The organism is Pseudomonas sp. ME-P-057 (assembly GCF_030208975.1).
GTDB lineage: Bacteria > Pseudomonadota > Gammaproteobacteria > Pseudomonadales > Pseudomonadaceae > Aquipseudomonas > Aquipseudomonas lutea.
The window spans coordinates 18,702-32,182 of sequence record NZ_JARVSX010000035.1; the positions used below are offsets into that span (position 1 = coordinate 18,702).

The window sequence follows — 13,481 nt, forward strand, 5'->3', positions numbered from 1 at the left end:
TTCGAAAAGAGTCACAACAAGTTTCACGGTGCGTCAGATTTGCGACAAGCCTCCATCCACCATCAATTCCACGCCGTTCACGTATCTGGCGTCTTCAGATGCCAGGAACAGCGCCGCACTGGCGATTTCTTCGGGCTCTGCCATGTAGCCCAGGGGCGTGATCCGCTCGACGTGCTGGCGCAATGCAGCGATGTCGCTCTCGCTCATGTTGAGGCCGTTGTCCATTAGTGGCGTGCGGGTGAAGCCAGGGCTCAAAACGTTCGCGCGGATTCTACGGTCCTTGAGCTCATTGGCCCACGTGCGCGCAAAAGATCGCACTGCCGCCTTGGACGCGTTGTACAGGCTCAATCCTTCCATGCCGTTGCTGGAGCAAATCGAGGCGGTCAGGATGATGGAGGAAGCGTCCTTCATCAGGGGAAGAAGCGTCTGGACGCTGAAGAAAACGCCTTTGACGTTAACGTCAAACATGCCGTAGTAAGCGGCCTCGCTGGTTTTTCCCAGCGGATTTTTCTCGCATATTCCGGCGTTCGCGAACACGGCGTCCAGCCGGTCGCCCTGCCTTTCAATTGTGGCCTTGAGCGCATCCAGATCCGCCTGGCACGACACATTGGAGATCACCGCAACGGCCTTGTCGCCGAGCCTGTCAGCCGCCGCGCCCAGCGTGTCTGCTCCCCGTCCGGTGATGTAAACGCGTTTCGCTCCCTCGGCGATCAAGCCTTGTGCGATGGAAAAACCGATCCCCGTGGACCCGCCTGTTACGACGGCCACCTGCTGGGCGAATTTACCTGACATGTCTGACTTCCTGGTTGTGGATATTGGAGGTGGTCTGGAACGACCTCGCCCAATGATGAGCGTCACGGCAGCCGCGCGGCACTGACACGAATGAACGACCACCGTGCAGTTTTGTAAGGCGAAAAGGCGGCAGCATTCGCCTAAGTTGGGGCGCAGCGGTCTGGCCGGCCGGGCGAGACGCCTGTTCCAAACGGCCGGGTCTTTAATCTCTGTCTTTCTCTCGCTGCGAACCCTGAGTTCCGCACAGGATGTCTGTCATGTCCCGAACCGAAATTGAAATCGACGCGCCCGACCCTCGGCGCTGGTTGATGTTCGCCATATTGCTGGTAGGGGCGTTTCTCCCGCCTCTGGATTTTTTTATCGTTAACGTCGCGCTGCCGTCGATCCAGCAGGACCTGGGCACCGGGTCCTCGGCCGAGCAGTTGGTGATCTCCTCTTATGCGACGCTTTATGCCGTGACCCTGATAACCGGTGGGCGGCTTGGCGATCTGTACGGGCGGGGGCGGATGTTTTTCCTGGGTCTGCTGGGCTTCGCCGCGGCGTCGCTGATGTGCGGCCTGGCGGCGTCACCCGGGATGCTCATCCTGGGACGCGCCTTGCAGGGCGTGACCGCCGCCGTCATGGCGCCTCAGGCCCTCGCCTCGGTGCAGGCGATCTTCCCGGCGTCGCAAAGACCACTGGCATTAAGTCTGTATGGGGCTGTATTCGGGCTCGCGTCCGTGATCGGCCAAGCGCTGGGTGGCTTTTTGATTGCGGTCGACGTGATGGGCATGGGCTGGCGTGCGATTTTTCTGGTCAATCTGCCGGTGGCATTGCTGGTCATCGCGTTCGGCCTTCCGGTGCTCAAGGAAACCCGTGCGCGGCGCGCCAGCAAGCTCGACCTGGTGGGCACGGCATTGTCGATGCTGACACTGACTGCGCTGGTGGTGCCCTTGATTGAGGGGCGCGCAGCAGGATGGCCGCTGTGGGCATTGTTATCTCTGGCCGCAGCGCCCGTGCTGGCCGCGCTGTTCTGGCGCTATGAAACCCGCCTGCACCTGGCCGGCGGCACGCCCCTCCTCGACCCGGCTGCGCTAAAGGCGCCTGGTCTCGGCCGAGCTTTACTGGTCGCGCTGTGTTTCTACGCGGTCGGCGTGTTTTTTCTGATTTTTTCGGTGTACGTCCAAGGCGCGCTGCAGATGAGCGCACTGGACGCCGGGCTGATCTTTTTGCCCTTTGGAGCGGGATTTCTGCTCGGTCCCCTGTCGGTTCCTGCACTCAGGCGCATCCTTGGAGACTACGTGAATCCCGCTGGCATGGGACTGGAAGTCATCGGCTTTCTATGGCTCGGCTGGCTGGTGTCATCAACCCCGGCCGCGATCGCACCACCCTTCAGTTCCCTGGCCGTCATTCTGTTTCTGATCGGATTGGGGCAAGGGCTGGCGCTGCCGACCTTGATGCGCATGGTGACGGGCCGAGTCGCGCCAGCGTATGCCGGCATGATCGCAGGCATCACCAGCGCCACATTGCAGATCAGCACATCGCTGAGCGTCGCCCTGATTGGCGGCGTGTTCTATACGCTGCAAGGGGAACAGGCAACGACAGTCAGCATTACTCACGCCTTCACGGTCTCTGTTCTGTGCATCGCCGTCTGCCTGGCGGCAGGTGTTGCGCTGAGCCTGAGTCTGGTCCGCCAGCCTGTGCAGATAACGGAAACCTCGGCTGCGCGCTCGACCTGAGAAACGACGACCCTCCCGCTCTACCCTGCGCCGATCATGCTTGAGGCAAGGTCGGCCAGCGCACGCAACCGATCCATCTGGCGCATGTCCTGGTGATAGCCCATCCAGATGTCTCGTCCCGGTGGCGGCTCGTCCTCATCCAACCGTCGCAGCCCCGGCTCCGAGTCGCCCAGCACCCGGGGCAAGACGGCGACGCCCAGACCTTTCGCACACATTCGCGCCTGAACCGTTCGGCTACTGCTGGTGAACACGGTGCGTGCGAGCGGATAACGCTGCTGCAGCCATTGCACGTCAGGGTAGTGAGCCTGGGCGACATTCATGAGAATCAGGCCCAGGCCCTCGCCGTCAGTATTCGGCGCCGGGGCATGCAGCGCGGCGTAAAGTCCGTAGGGCAATGTGGTCAGCTTGCGATGGACGATGTCAGGTTCGGTAAAAGGGACGATCCGGAAGGCAATGTCGGCGTCCCGGCGGGCAAGGTCAAACAACCGATGCCCGGCGATGACCTCAGGAACGATCAGCGGATACCGCCGCACCAGTTCGCTGAGGACCGGCGACAGCACGTGGCAGGCGAACCAGTCCGCTGAGGAGATGCGCAACAGCCCTTCCGGCTGATCGCCATGCCCTGCCAGACGACGTTCGATGGCCAGGGCGCTGTGTTCCATGTCCTGCGCCAGACTGAGAATCTTCTCGCCGCTGTCGGTGAGTACCAGCCCTTGGGCAGTGCGCAGAAAAAACGGCTGCCCGCTGGTTTGCTCAAGCACTTGCAGGCGTCGCCCCACCGTCGGGTGACTGACCCCCAACTGCCGGGCGGCGCCACCCAGCGAGCCGCTGCGGGCAATCGCCAGAAACACCCGCATGTCACTCCAGTCCATGCCTCACCCCGTTCGAAAATAAAGGACGAGGCTGCAACAATGGCAGTCCCGCAGCAATACCGCCTCACCCCCTGCCCTTCAGCTCCGCCAGTTTCTGCATGACGCCCGCTGCCGTCTGCTCGCCCATCAGTTGCTCGCGCACCTTGCCTTTGTCGTCAATGATGTAGGTCACCGGGAGGGCTTCGCTTTTGGGGAGGTCGTAATGCTCGGCGGGGTCTTGGGCCAGCACAGTGAATGTGATGCCGAGTGCCTTGCTGGCGCTCTTGAGGTCTTCACCTTGCAGGTTGTCGAAATTGACACCGAAGACGCTGACGTTCTGATCTTTCAATTGCTCGGACAGCCGGTTCAGTTCGGGGATTTCCGTACGGCACGGGCCGCACCACTCGGCCCAGTAATTGAACACCAGCCAGTGCTTGTCGATGCGGTCGCTGGCCACTTTCTGGCCGTTCTGGTCCGTGCCCAGGTCCACGCCGCAGCCGCTGAGCAACAGACTTCCCACCAGCGCTGCTACCGCTGCCAATCGCCTTGCCATGATGCCGTTTCCTTCTGCGTGCTGTTTATTCCGGCTCTTCGCGGTGTCGGTTGTGCATCGTTCAACGCTCGATACCGGTCATTGCCGTGACGAAGGTAGAATAGCCGCCACCTCAGGCAAGATGCGACCTGCAAATGACCGAACTGACGCTCTACCACAACCCGCGTTGCAGCAAATCCCGTGGCGCGCTGGAATTGCTCGAAGCCCGCGGCCTGACGCCGACCCTCATCCGTTACCTGGAAACCCCTCCCGACGCGGCGCAATTGCGCGACCTGCTGAGCAAGCTCGGCATTGGCGCGCGTGCACTGATGCGCACCGGTGAGGAGGAGTACAAAATCCTCAATCTGGCCGACACCGGCCTCAGCGACGAACAACTGATCGCTGCGATGGCGGCGCATCCCAAGTTGATCGAACGCCCGATTCTCGTCGTTGGCGACAAGGCCGTGATTGGCCGCCCGCCGGAAAACATCCTGGAGATCCTGCCGTGAGTGCGCCTTATATTCTGGTTTTGTTTTACAGCCGTAACGGCGCAACGGGCGAAATGGCCCGGCAGATCGCCCGCGGCATCGAGATGGGCGGCATGGAGGCGCGGTTGCGCACCGTTCCGGCCGTGTCCACCGACTGCGAAGCGGTGGCCCCGAGCATTCCGGAGACCGGCGCCTTGTACGCCACGCTGGACGACCTGAAAAACTGCGCCGGCCTGGCGCTGGGCAGCCCGACCCGCTTTGGCAACATGGCCGCGCCCTTGAAGTACTTCCTCGACGGCACCAGTAACCTGTGGCTGACCGGCGCGCTGGTGGGCAAACCTGCCAGCGTGTTCACCTCCACCGCCAGCTTGCACGGCGGCCAGGAAACCACGTTGCTGTCGATGCTGCTGCCGCTGCTGCACCATGGCATGCTGATCAGCGGCCTGCCGTACAGCGAAGCGGCATTGGTCGAAACCCGTGGCGGCGGCACGCCTTATGGCGCGAGCCACCACGCAGGGGCGGACGGCAAGCGCGCGCTGGATGAACACGAAACCGCGCTGTGCCGCGCACTGGGCCAGCGTCTGGCGAAAACCGCGCTGCTGCTGGATCCGGCCAAGGGTTAACAACCGCAGGCAGTGCTCGCGCTCGATTGTGGGAACCCCTTGCTCAAACCGGGTCGAATGCACAGCTTTGTGAACGCGCACCGGGGCTGGGCCGCAGCGATCTGTCCGAGACGTCGCCATCGACTGATACGACGATTCTTGGCTGCGGCCCAGACCCAGCGCGCCCCTGCAAGGGGGCGGCGTCAACATTCGTAACCGGTTTTGAGCAGCGATCGCGCACATGAATTTTGTTTTGGAGAGGGCATGCAAGACTACAAATGGCTGAATGAATACTGTCTCAACCGCTTTGGTTCCGCCGCCGCCCTTGAGGCGCATCTGCCCACCCCTGCCACGCCGAAGAAACTCAAGGCCCTGACTGACGACCGCTACCTGTCGACCATGGCGCTGCGGGTATTTCGTGCCGGCCTCAAACACAGCCTGGTGGACGCCAAATGGCCGGCCTTCGAGCAGGTCTTCTTCGGCTTCGATCCGGAAAAAGTCACGCTGATGGGCGGCGACCATCTGGAACGCCTGATGCAGGACGCGAGGATCATCCGCCACCTGGGCAAGCTCAAAAGTGTGCCGCGCAACGCGCAGTTGATCCTCGACATCGCCCATGAACACGGCAGCTTCGGCAATTTCATCGCCGACTGGCCAGTGACCGACATCGTCGGGCTGTGGCGCTATCTGTTCAAGCACGGCAACCAGATGGGCGGGCTGTCGGCGCCCCGTTTCCTGCGCATGGTCGGCAAGGACACCTTCATCCCCAGCCATGACGTGGTGGCTGCGCTCAACGCCCAGAAAATCGTCGACCGCGTGCCGAGCAGTCAGCGCGATCAGGCAGCGGTGCAGACGGCGTTCAACCAGTGGCACGCCGAGAGCGGCAGGCCGATGAGCCAGCTGTCGATGATGCTGTCTTACACCGCCAACCACTGATCGCTTTCCCGGCAGAGCAAAAAGACACAGCGCGTAACAAATCGGCGGTCGTATACAATATTCGCCATCCGTTCCTGCCGAGTCATTCGCGTGCCTTTTCTTCTTTCTGACGCCCCCAACCTCGGCGTCGCGCCCTCCGCGTCCGAGGTGATCTCCAAATACCTGCGCGAGTCGATCATCTCGGGGCAATTCGCCGAGGACGAGCCGATTCGCCAGGACGACATTGCCCGGGTGTTCAACGTGAGCAAGATCCCGGTCCGTGAAGCCCTGAAGCGCCTGGAGGCCGAAGGACTGGTGCAATTCCAGCGCAACAAGGGCGCCGTGGTCACGCGGATTTCCGAGCCGGAGCTGGCGCAGATTTTCGAAGTGCGGGTGCTGCTGGAGGTCCAGGCCATACGCCTTGCAGTGCCAAGGATGACCGCCGCCCAGCTTGATCGGGCTCAGGCGATTTGCGATGAGTTCATGAGCGATGACGACATCGGGCGCTGGGCAGAGCTGAACTGGGCGTTCCACACCTGCCTGTACGAGGCGGCGCAACGGCCGTTTTTGCTGAACATGATTCGTTCGATCCACGACAAGGTCGAACGCTACCTGCGCGTGCAGATGAGCTTTGACGAGGGCAAAGAACGCGCCGATCAGGAACACCGCGAGATCCTCAAGGCCTGTGCCGATCGTGATGTCGAAAAGGCCGCCGAATTGATCGAGCACCACATCATCGGTGTCTGCCGAACGCTATACGCCCACCTCCCCCACGCAGTCCTCAGCGAAATCTGAGCGGTCAGCCGCTGTGCCGATTTCGTCATCGTGACGGGCGAAATCGGTCAAGACCCCGGGCCTGCTTCGCGGCACTCTGATCGGAATCGAAACGCAGCGCGCTGCTCTACGTGGCAGAGGATAGGTACGCAGTGCTCTACGTGGGACCAGAGATGTACGCAGTGCTCTAAGTGGGACCAGAGATGTACGCAGTGCTCTAAGTGGGACCGGCTTTAGCCGGGAAGACGCCAGCGGCAACAACCTGAATTTTGCAGCGTGACGGCCAATGCCTTCCCGGCTGAAGCCGGTCCTACCACGCAGCGCTGCCAGCTCCCAAGATGTACGCAGTGCTCTACGTGGGACCGGCTTTAGCCGGGAAGAAGCCAGCGGCAACACCTGTATTTTGCAGCGTGACGGCCAATGCCTTCCCGGCTGAAGCCGGTCCTACCACAAAGCGCTGCCAGCTCCCAAGATGTACGCAATGCTTTAAGTGGGACCGGCTTCAGCCGGGAAAAAGCCAGCGGCAACAACCTGAATTTTGCAGCGTGACGGCCAATGCCTTCCCGGCTGAAGCCGGTCCTACCTCACGGCGTTGCCAGCTCCCAAGATGTACGCGGTGCTCTACGTGGGACCGGCTTTAGCCGGGAAGAGGCCAGCGGCAACAACCTGAATTTTGCAGAGACACAACCAACGTCGTTCCGGCGCAGGCCAGACCTACCAGGGGAATACATGAAACGCATCCAGATCCTTGACTCCCACACTGGCGGTGAACCGACGCGTCTGGTGCTGGATGGTTTTCCCGACCTCGGCCGAGGCAGCATGGCTGAACGGCGTCAGCGCCTTGCCGACGAATTCGATGACTGGCGCGCCGCCACGGTGCTCGAGCCGCGCGGCAGTGACGTGCTGGTCGGCGCGCTGCTGTGTGAGCCGGTCAACCCTGAAGCCTGCGCTGGCGTGATCTTCTTCAACAACACCGGCTACCTCGGCATGTGCGGCCACGGCACCATTGGCCTGGTGGTGTCGCTGGCCCACCTGGGCAAAATCGGCCCCGGTGTCCATCGCATCGAAACCCCGGTCGGCACCGTCCAGGCCACACTGCACGAGGACCGCTCGGTCAGCGTCGACAACGTGCCCTCCTACCGTTACCGCAAGCATTTCGTCGTCGAAGTGCCCGGTCTGGGCAGTGTCACCGGCGACATCGCCTGGGGTGGCAACTGGTTTTTCCTGATCGCCGACCATGGCCTCAGCGTCGCCGCCCATAATCTCGACGCCCTCACCGACTACACCTGGAAAGTCCGCCAGGCGCTGGAAAGCCAAGGTATCCGCGGAGAAGACGGCGGCATCATCGACCACATCGAGCTGTTTGCCGACGACGATCACGCCGACAGCCGCAATTTCGTGCTCTGCCCCGGCAAAGCCTACGACCGCTCGCCCTGCGGCACCGGCACCAGCGCCAAACTGGCCTGCCTGGCCGCCGACGGCAAACTGGAGCCCGGCACGCTCTGGCAGCAGGCCAGCGTCATCGGCAGTCAATTCGAAGGCAGCTTCGTCTGGCAGCACGGCGAGCGTCAGGTCGGGGATCGTATCGTGCCAACCATCCGAGGCCGCGCGTACATCAGCGCCGAAGCGACCTTGTTGCTGGATGACGAAGACCCGTTCGCCTGGGGCATCCGCGCGTGACCGACGGCCCTGCGCTCAAAGGCGACGCTGCGGATGTGATCATCATCGGCGGCGGGATCATCGGTGCGGCCTGCGCCGATGAACTGGCGTCACGCGGGCTGCATGTGCTGGTGCTGGACTGTCAGCGCCCCGCCGCAACCGCTGCCGGCATGGGCCACCTGGTGGTGCTCGACCACAGTGAGGCCGAGCTGGCGCTGGGCGAATACTCGGTCCGGGCCTGGCGCGAGCTGGCCACGCAGATGCCGGAGGACTGCGCGATGCGCACTAATGGCACGATGTGGCTGGCCTGCAACGAAGAAGAAATGGCCGAAGCCGAGCGCAAGCAGGTGGCGTTAAGTGCCTACGGTCTGAGCTGCCAGCTGCTGACCGGTGCCGAGCTGGCCCGCGCCGAGCCGTCCTTGCGCCCCGGCCTGTTGGGCGCCTTGAAGGTCAGCGGCGACGGCATTCTCTACGCGCCCAATGCTGCGCGCTGGCTGTTGCAACGCCAGGGACAGCGGATCACCCGGCGTCAGGCAGAAGCGGTGGAGTTACAGGGCAACCGCGTACGACTGGCCAGCGGCGAATGGCTGCAAGCGCCGGCCGTGGTGCTGGCCAGCGGTATTTATGCCCGCGAGCTGTGCCCGGATTTACCGCTGCAGGCGAAAAAAGGTCACCTGCTGATCACCGACCGTTACCCGGCGCAGATTACCCACACGCTGGTAGAGCTGGGCTATGTCACCAGCGCGCACAAGGGCAATGGCCCCTCGGTCGCATTCAACGTGCAGCAGCGCCCGACCGGCCAGCTGTTCGTCGGCTCATCGCGGCAGTTCGACAACCACGACCCGGACATTGACGCGGCCATGCTCGGGCGGATGCTGCGCCGGGCCATGGACTTTCTTCCTGGCCTGGGCGAGATGAACGGTATTCGCAGCTGGACCGGCTTTCGTTCTGCCAGCCCCGACGGCCAGCCGTTGATTGGCGAGCACCCGCATCAGCCCGGGCTGTGGCTGGCGGTCGGGCATGAAGGGCTCGGCGTGACCACCGCGCCAGGCACCGCGCATTTGCTGGCAGCGCAAATGCTGCGTACTCAACCGCCTCTCGACCTGCAACCGTATTTGCCCCAACGATTTATCGGAGCCCACGCCCATGCCTGAGTTGAGCATTGATGGTCTGCCGCATCGCTTTGCCCCGGGCACCACGGTGGCGGCCGCGTTGATGTCCAGCGGCGACCGCTGCAGCCGCACCTCGGTCAGCGGGCAACGTCGCGCCCCGCTGTGCGGCATGGGCATTTGTCAGGAATGCCGAGTGAACATCGACGGCCTGCGCCGGCTCGCCTGCCAGACCCTGTGCCGCGACGGCATGCAGGTCGAGACGCGGCCATGACCGAGCATGTCGATCTGCTGATCATCGGCGCAGGTCCCGCCGGAATGGCCGCTGCATTGGCGGCGGCGCCTCGCGGGCTCAACATTGCCGTGCTCGATGACAACCCGCTGCCGGGCGGGCAGATCTGGCGTGACGGCCCTCAGGCGCACGTGCCTCAACAGGCCCGGGACATGCGCGCGCAGTTACAACAACTGGACAATGTGCGCGTACACAGCGGCTGCAAGGTGATCGCTCTGGCGGGGCCGAAGCGCTTGCTGCTGGAAGACGCCGAGCGCGGCTGGCTGCTGAGTTACGACACCCTTATTCTGTGCACGGGCGCGCGCGAACGCCTGCTGCCCTTCCCCGGCTGGACACTGCCAGGCGTCACCGGCGCGGGCGGGCTGCAGGCGCTGATCAAAGGCGGTTTGCCGGTCGCCGACGAACGCATCATCATTGCCGGCAGTGGCCCGCTGCTGCTGGCGTCGTCCGCTACCGCGCAGAAACACGGCGCGCAGGTGGTGCGCATCGCCGAACAGGCCCCTTTGGCCGCCGTCGCAGGATTCGCCGCCGGGTTGTGGCGCTGGCCGAACAAGGCCATACAGGCCATCACGCTGGGCAGCGCCGTCTACCGAACCTCGGCCCACGTGCTGGCGGCATTGGGAAGGGATCGCCTTGAGGCTGTGCGGGTCAAGGTGGGTGACAAGGTAGAAGAACTCGCCTGCGAGCGTCTGGCCTGCGGTTTCGGTCTGGTGCCCAACGTCGAGATCGCCAGTGCCTTGGGCTGCGCCGTGCGGGATCAGGCCGTGGTGGTGGATGACTGGCAGGCCAGCAGCGTCGCTGATCATTATGCTGCGGGTGAGTGCACCGGTTTCGGCGGCAGCGAACTGGCGCTGGTTGAAGGGCGCATCGCCGGGCTGGCGGCCATCGGCGCACGCGACGAGGCGCGAAAGCTATGGCCCGAACGGCGTCGCTGGCAGGGTTTCGCGGACCGCTTGAACACAGCTTTCAGCCTTGACCCTGCGCTGAGAACCCTGGCGCAGCCGGACACCGTCGTTTGCCGCTGCGAGGATGTGCGTCACGCCGACCTCGTCGAGCACGGCAACTGGAGCCATGCCAAGCTCGCCACCCGTTGCGGGATGGGCGCTTGTCAGGGGCGCATCTGCTCGACCGCCGCGCAGACCTTGTTCGGCTGGGCACCGCCCCAGCTGCGCCCACCCTTCAGCCCCGCGCGGATTTCAACGCTGGCGTGCCTGGATGAGGGTGACGTGGTTTAAAGGGGGGCGGAGTACAGGATGGCGCGGTCAACCCAGGCCATTTCACTCTTATGAGGGACAGGCTCTTTTGATACCTCGCCCTGTTCGTTCGCAGGGGGAAGCTGCGGTGACAGACCCGCCGCCTTCGCGACCGTCGTAACCTCCGATTGCTCCTACAGTGGGATTGCGCCCGGCGCGGGATTTGAGGGTGTCATCGTCTGACTTTATCTCGGCCAGTTCACCGCAACTGTAGGAGTGAGCTTGCTCGCGAAGGCGGCGTTGCAGACGCAGGATATTCAGCGGTTGCACCCACGTCTTCGCGAGCAAGCTCACTCCCACAGTCCCCGCGACAACTGGAGAATCGGCCCCCTCGACTAGGCGGCGCATGGCAGATGTCGCATGATCGGCTTCATCTTCCTGTCCGGCTGTCCCGCCTGTGAACATGATCGACCTCCTCCCCGCCACGCCGCTGCACGACCTGGACCAACTGCTCGCCAGCCTGGCGCAGGTCGCGCCGCTGTTCGATGCGATTCCCGGCGTGGTGTTCTTCGTCAAGGACGCCCGGGCGCGCTATGCGCTGGTCAATCAAACGCTGGTGCAGCGCTGCGGCTACAAGGCAAAGAATCAGATTGTAGGCCTGACCGCAGAAGAGGTATTTCCCGCGCGCTTCGGGCCGCTGTACACCGCGCAGGATCGTCGCGTGCTGGCCGATGGCAGGCAATTGAGCGATCAGCTGGAGCTGCACTTGTATTACGGCAACCAGCCGATCTGGTGCCTGACCCACAAAATCGCCCTGCGCGACCGTGACGGCGTGATCATCGGGCTGGCGGGCATTTCGCGGGACCTTCAAACCCCGCAAACGACCCAGCCGGCCTATCAAAAGCTGGTGGAGGTCGACCGCTACATCCGCGAGCACTTCGCCCGGCCTATCACCCTGCAGCAACTGACCGCCATCGCCGGCCTCTCGATCGCGCAGCTGGAGCGGCACTGCAAACGCATTTTTCAGCTCACACCACGGCAGATGATCCACAAGGCGCGGCTGGGCGAAGCGTCGCGGCTGTTGCAGGAAGACCTGTCGATCACGGAAGTCGCCCTGCGCTGCGGCTACACCGATCACAGCGCGTTCAGCCGCCAGTTCAAGGCCTTGACCGGCGCGTCACCGAGCGAGTATCGGGACACGCGAAAGAGCGTCTGAATTCCTGCCATTCATTTCGATGATCACCTATTTTTCTTGTGGGACCGGCTTCAGCCGGGAAGAGGCCAGTGCGCTTTCGTGGGACCGGCTTTAGCCGGGAAGAGGCCAGTGTGGACACCTAAGTCCTTGCAGTGTGACCACTGACGCATTCCCGGCTGAAGCCGGTCCCACAGGTGATCGCAGTCCACTGAAGACTTGCCGTGCGGGGCAATATTCCCACCCTTTCGCCTTACAGCAACGTGCATCTATGAAGCACACCGCGTATTCCTGCTCCTTTATGTAACACCCGTCACCTCGCTCGAAAGACGCCCTCCCCGACCAACCCGCTGATCCAGAGCCCTGCACGACAGCCCTGCAAAACGGGCACGCTGCATGCATATCAAATATCGTATACGAAATTACCTAACCGGCCGTTTCTCATCTGCACGCACGAGGCTTTCATGAAAAACCAAGCTGTCGCCGTCGCTCTTCTCGCCGTCATGACCTCATCGATCCTCAACACTGCGCAGGCCGACAAGCTCGATGACATCATCGACTCCGGCAAACTGCGCTGCGCGGTGACGCTGGACTTCCCGCCCATGGGCTCGCGCGATGATAAAAACAACCCGGTCGGGTTCGATGTGGATTACTGCAACGACCTGGCGAAGGTGCTTGGCGTGACGGCCGAAGTGGTTGAAACCCCGTTCCCGGATCGCATCCCTGCGCTGGTCTCGGGTCGTGCCGACGTGATTGTGGCCTCGACCTCGGACACACTGGAACGGGCCAAAACGGTCGGCATGACCATTCCTTATTTCGCGTTCCAGATGGTCGTGCTGACCCGCGACGACGCAGGCATCAACAGCTACGACGACCTCAAAGGCAAGGACGTCGGCAACACCAGCGGCACCTTTGAAGCCATCGCGCTGGAGAAGGACCAGAAAAAATGGGGCAGCGGCAGTTTCCGGGCGTACCAGACCCAGAACGACACCATTCTCGCGGTTGCCCAGGGCCACATCAAAGCGTCCGTGGTCACCAACACCGTCGCCGCCGCGACGATCAAATCAGGCAAATACAAAGGCCTGAAAATCGCCGGCAATGCGCCCTACACCATCGACTACGTTTCCCTTGCAGCAAAGCGCAACGAGTACGGGTTGATTCACTACCTGAACCTGTTCGTGAACCAGCAAGTGCGGTCAGGCCGTTACGCCGAGCTGTATGAAAAATGGGTAACGGGCAAGCCGGTCGACCTGACCGTGCCGGGGGTTTACTACTGATTCGTGGCGCCGAGGCCTGGCCAGATCGTTACCCCGCAAGCGCGGGAACGATCACCAGCGCCGCTACCGCAGGGAGGGTGGGAACGA

14 protein-coding genes are annotated in these 13,481 nt (G+C 62.9%); 11 read left to right on the forward strand and 3 right to left on the reverse strand.

Annotated features, from left to right (window positions below):
- Positions 1 to 33: 33 nt before the first annotated feature.
- Positions 34 to 858 carry an SDR family NAD(P)-dependent oxidoreductase gene (locus QRN48_RS18675; protein ID WP_276209509.1) on the reverse strand — a complete coding sequence of 275 codons (825 nt, stop codon included), beginning with the start codon at positions 856 to 858 and terminating at the stop codon, positions 34 to 36.
- Between the two features lie 191 nt (positions 859 to 1,049).
- Here QRN48_RS18675 and QRN48_RS18680 point away from each other — a divergent pair, with 191 nt between their 5' ends.
- A complete protein-coding gene (locus QRN48_RS18680) occupies positions 1,050 to 2,510 on the forward strand; it encodes an MFS transporter (RefSeq protein WP_285352278.1) in 1,461 nt (486 codons plus the stop codon).
- Between the two features lie 20 nt (positions 2,511 to 2,530).
- Here the strand turns inward: QRN48_RS18680 and QRN48_RS18685 are convergent, their stop codons facing one another.
- A complete protein-coding gene (locus QRN48_RS18685; RefSeq protein WP_037012065.1) occupies positions 2,531 to 3,382 on the reverse strand; it encodes a LysR family transcriptional regulator in 852 nt (283 codons plus the stop codon).
- Positions 3,383 to 3,446: 64 nt separating this feature from the next.
- Complete coding sequence (locus QRN48_RS18690; RefSeq protein WP_285352280.1) at positions 3,447 to 3,914, reverse strand: TlpA family protein disulfide reductase; 468 nt, start codon at positions 3,912 to 3,914, stop codon at positions 3,447 to 3,449.
- 134 nt (positions 3,915 to 4,048) lie between these two features.
- Here QRN48_RS18690 and arsC point away from each other — a divergent pair, with 134 nt between their 5' ends.
- The 10 genes from arsC (at position 4,049) to QRN48_RS18740 (ending at position 13,394) form a co-directional block, all read left to right on the forward strand.
- Complete coding sequence (gene arsC / locus QRN48_RS18695; protein WP_285352281.1) at positions 4,049 to 4,402, forward strand: arsenate reductase (glutaredoxin); 354 nt, start codon at positions 4,049 to 4,051, stop codon at positions 4,400 to 4,402.
- Positions 4,399 to 5,004, forward strand: a complete 606-nt coding sequence (wrbA, locus tag QRN48_RS18700; protein ID WP_037012069.1) for an NAD(P)H:quinone oxidoreductase — start codon at positions 4,399 to 4,401, stop codon at positions 5,002 to 5,004. The genes arsC and wrbA overlap by 4 nt, the downstream gene beginning before the upstream one ends.
- A 243-nt stretch (positions 5,005 to 5,247) precedes the next feature.
- Positions 5,248 to 5,919, forward strand: a complete 672-nt coding sequence (locus QRN48_RS18705) for a DNA-3-methyladenine glycosylase I (protein WP_037012071.1) — start codon at positions 5,248 to 5,250, stop codon at positions 5,917 to 5,919.
- 90 nt (positions 5,920 to 6,009) lie between these two features.
- Positions 6,010 to 6,693 (forward strand): GntR family transcriptional regulator, encoded by a 684-nt coding sequence (locus QRN48_RS18710; protein ID WP_285352283.1) that lies wholly within the window; start codon positions 6,010 to 6,012, stop codon positions 6,691 to 6,693.
- 708 nt (positions 6,694 to 7,401) lie between these two features.
- Entirely contained in the window at positions 7,402 to 8,352 is a 951-nt protein-coding gene (locus QRN48_RS18715; RefSeq protein WP_191945575.1) for a 4-hydroxyproline epimerase, read from the forward strand.
- Positions 8,349 to 9,485 (forward strand): NAD(P)/FAD-dependent oxidoreductase, encoded by a 1,137-nt coding sequence (locus tag QRN48_RS18720; RefSeq protein ID WP_285352286.1) that lies wholly within the window; start codon positions 8,349 to 8,351, stop codon positions 9,483 to 9,485. Before QRN48_RS18715 ends, QRN48_RS18720 begins: the two co-directional genes overlap by 4 nt.
- Positions 9,478 to 9,714: a (2Fe-2S)-binding protein gene (locus QRN48_RS18725; protein WP_191945573.1), complete on the forward strand. Its 237-nt coding sequence runs from the start codon at positions 9,478 to 9,480 to the stop codon at positions 9,712 to 9,714. The genes QRN48_RS18720 and QRN48_RS18725 overlap by 8 nt, the downstream gene beginning before the upstream one ends.
- Entirely contained in the window at positions 9,711 to 10,967 is a 1,257-nt protein-coding gene (locus QRN48_RS18730; protein WP_285352288.1) for an FAD-dependent oxidoreductase, read from the forward strand. Before QRN48_RS18725 ends, QRN48_RS18730 begins: the two co-directional genes overlap by 4 nt.
- Before the next feature lie 421 nt (positions 10,968 to 11,388).
- The gene (locus QRN48_RS18735; protein WP_285352290.1) at positions 11,389 to 12,141 is read left to right on the forward strand and encodes an AraC family transcriptional regulator; all 753 of its coding nucleotides are present in this window, start codon (positions 11,389 to 11,391) and stop codon (positions 12,139 to 12,141) included.
- A 440-nt stretch (positions 12,142 to 12,581) separates the two neighbouring features.
- Positions 12,582 to 13,394, forward strand: a complete 813-nt coding sequence (locus tag QRN48_RS18740) for an ABC transporter substrate-binding protein (RefSeq protein WP_285352292.1) — start codon at positions 12,582 to 12,584, stop codon at positions 13,392 to 13,394.
- Positions 13,395 to 13,481: the final 87 nt, after the last annotated feature.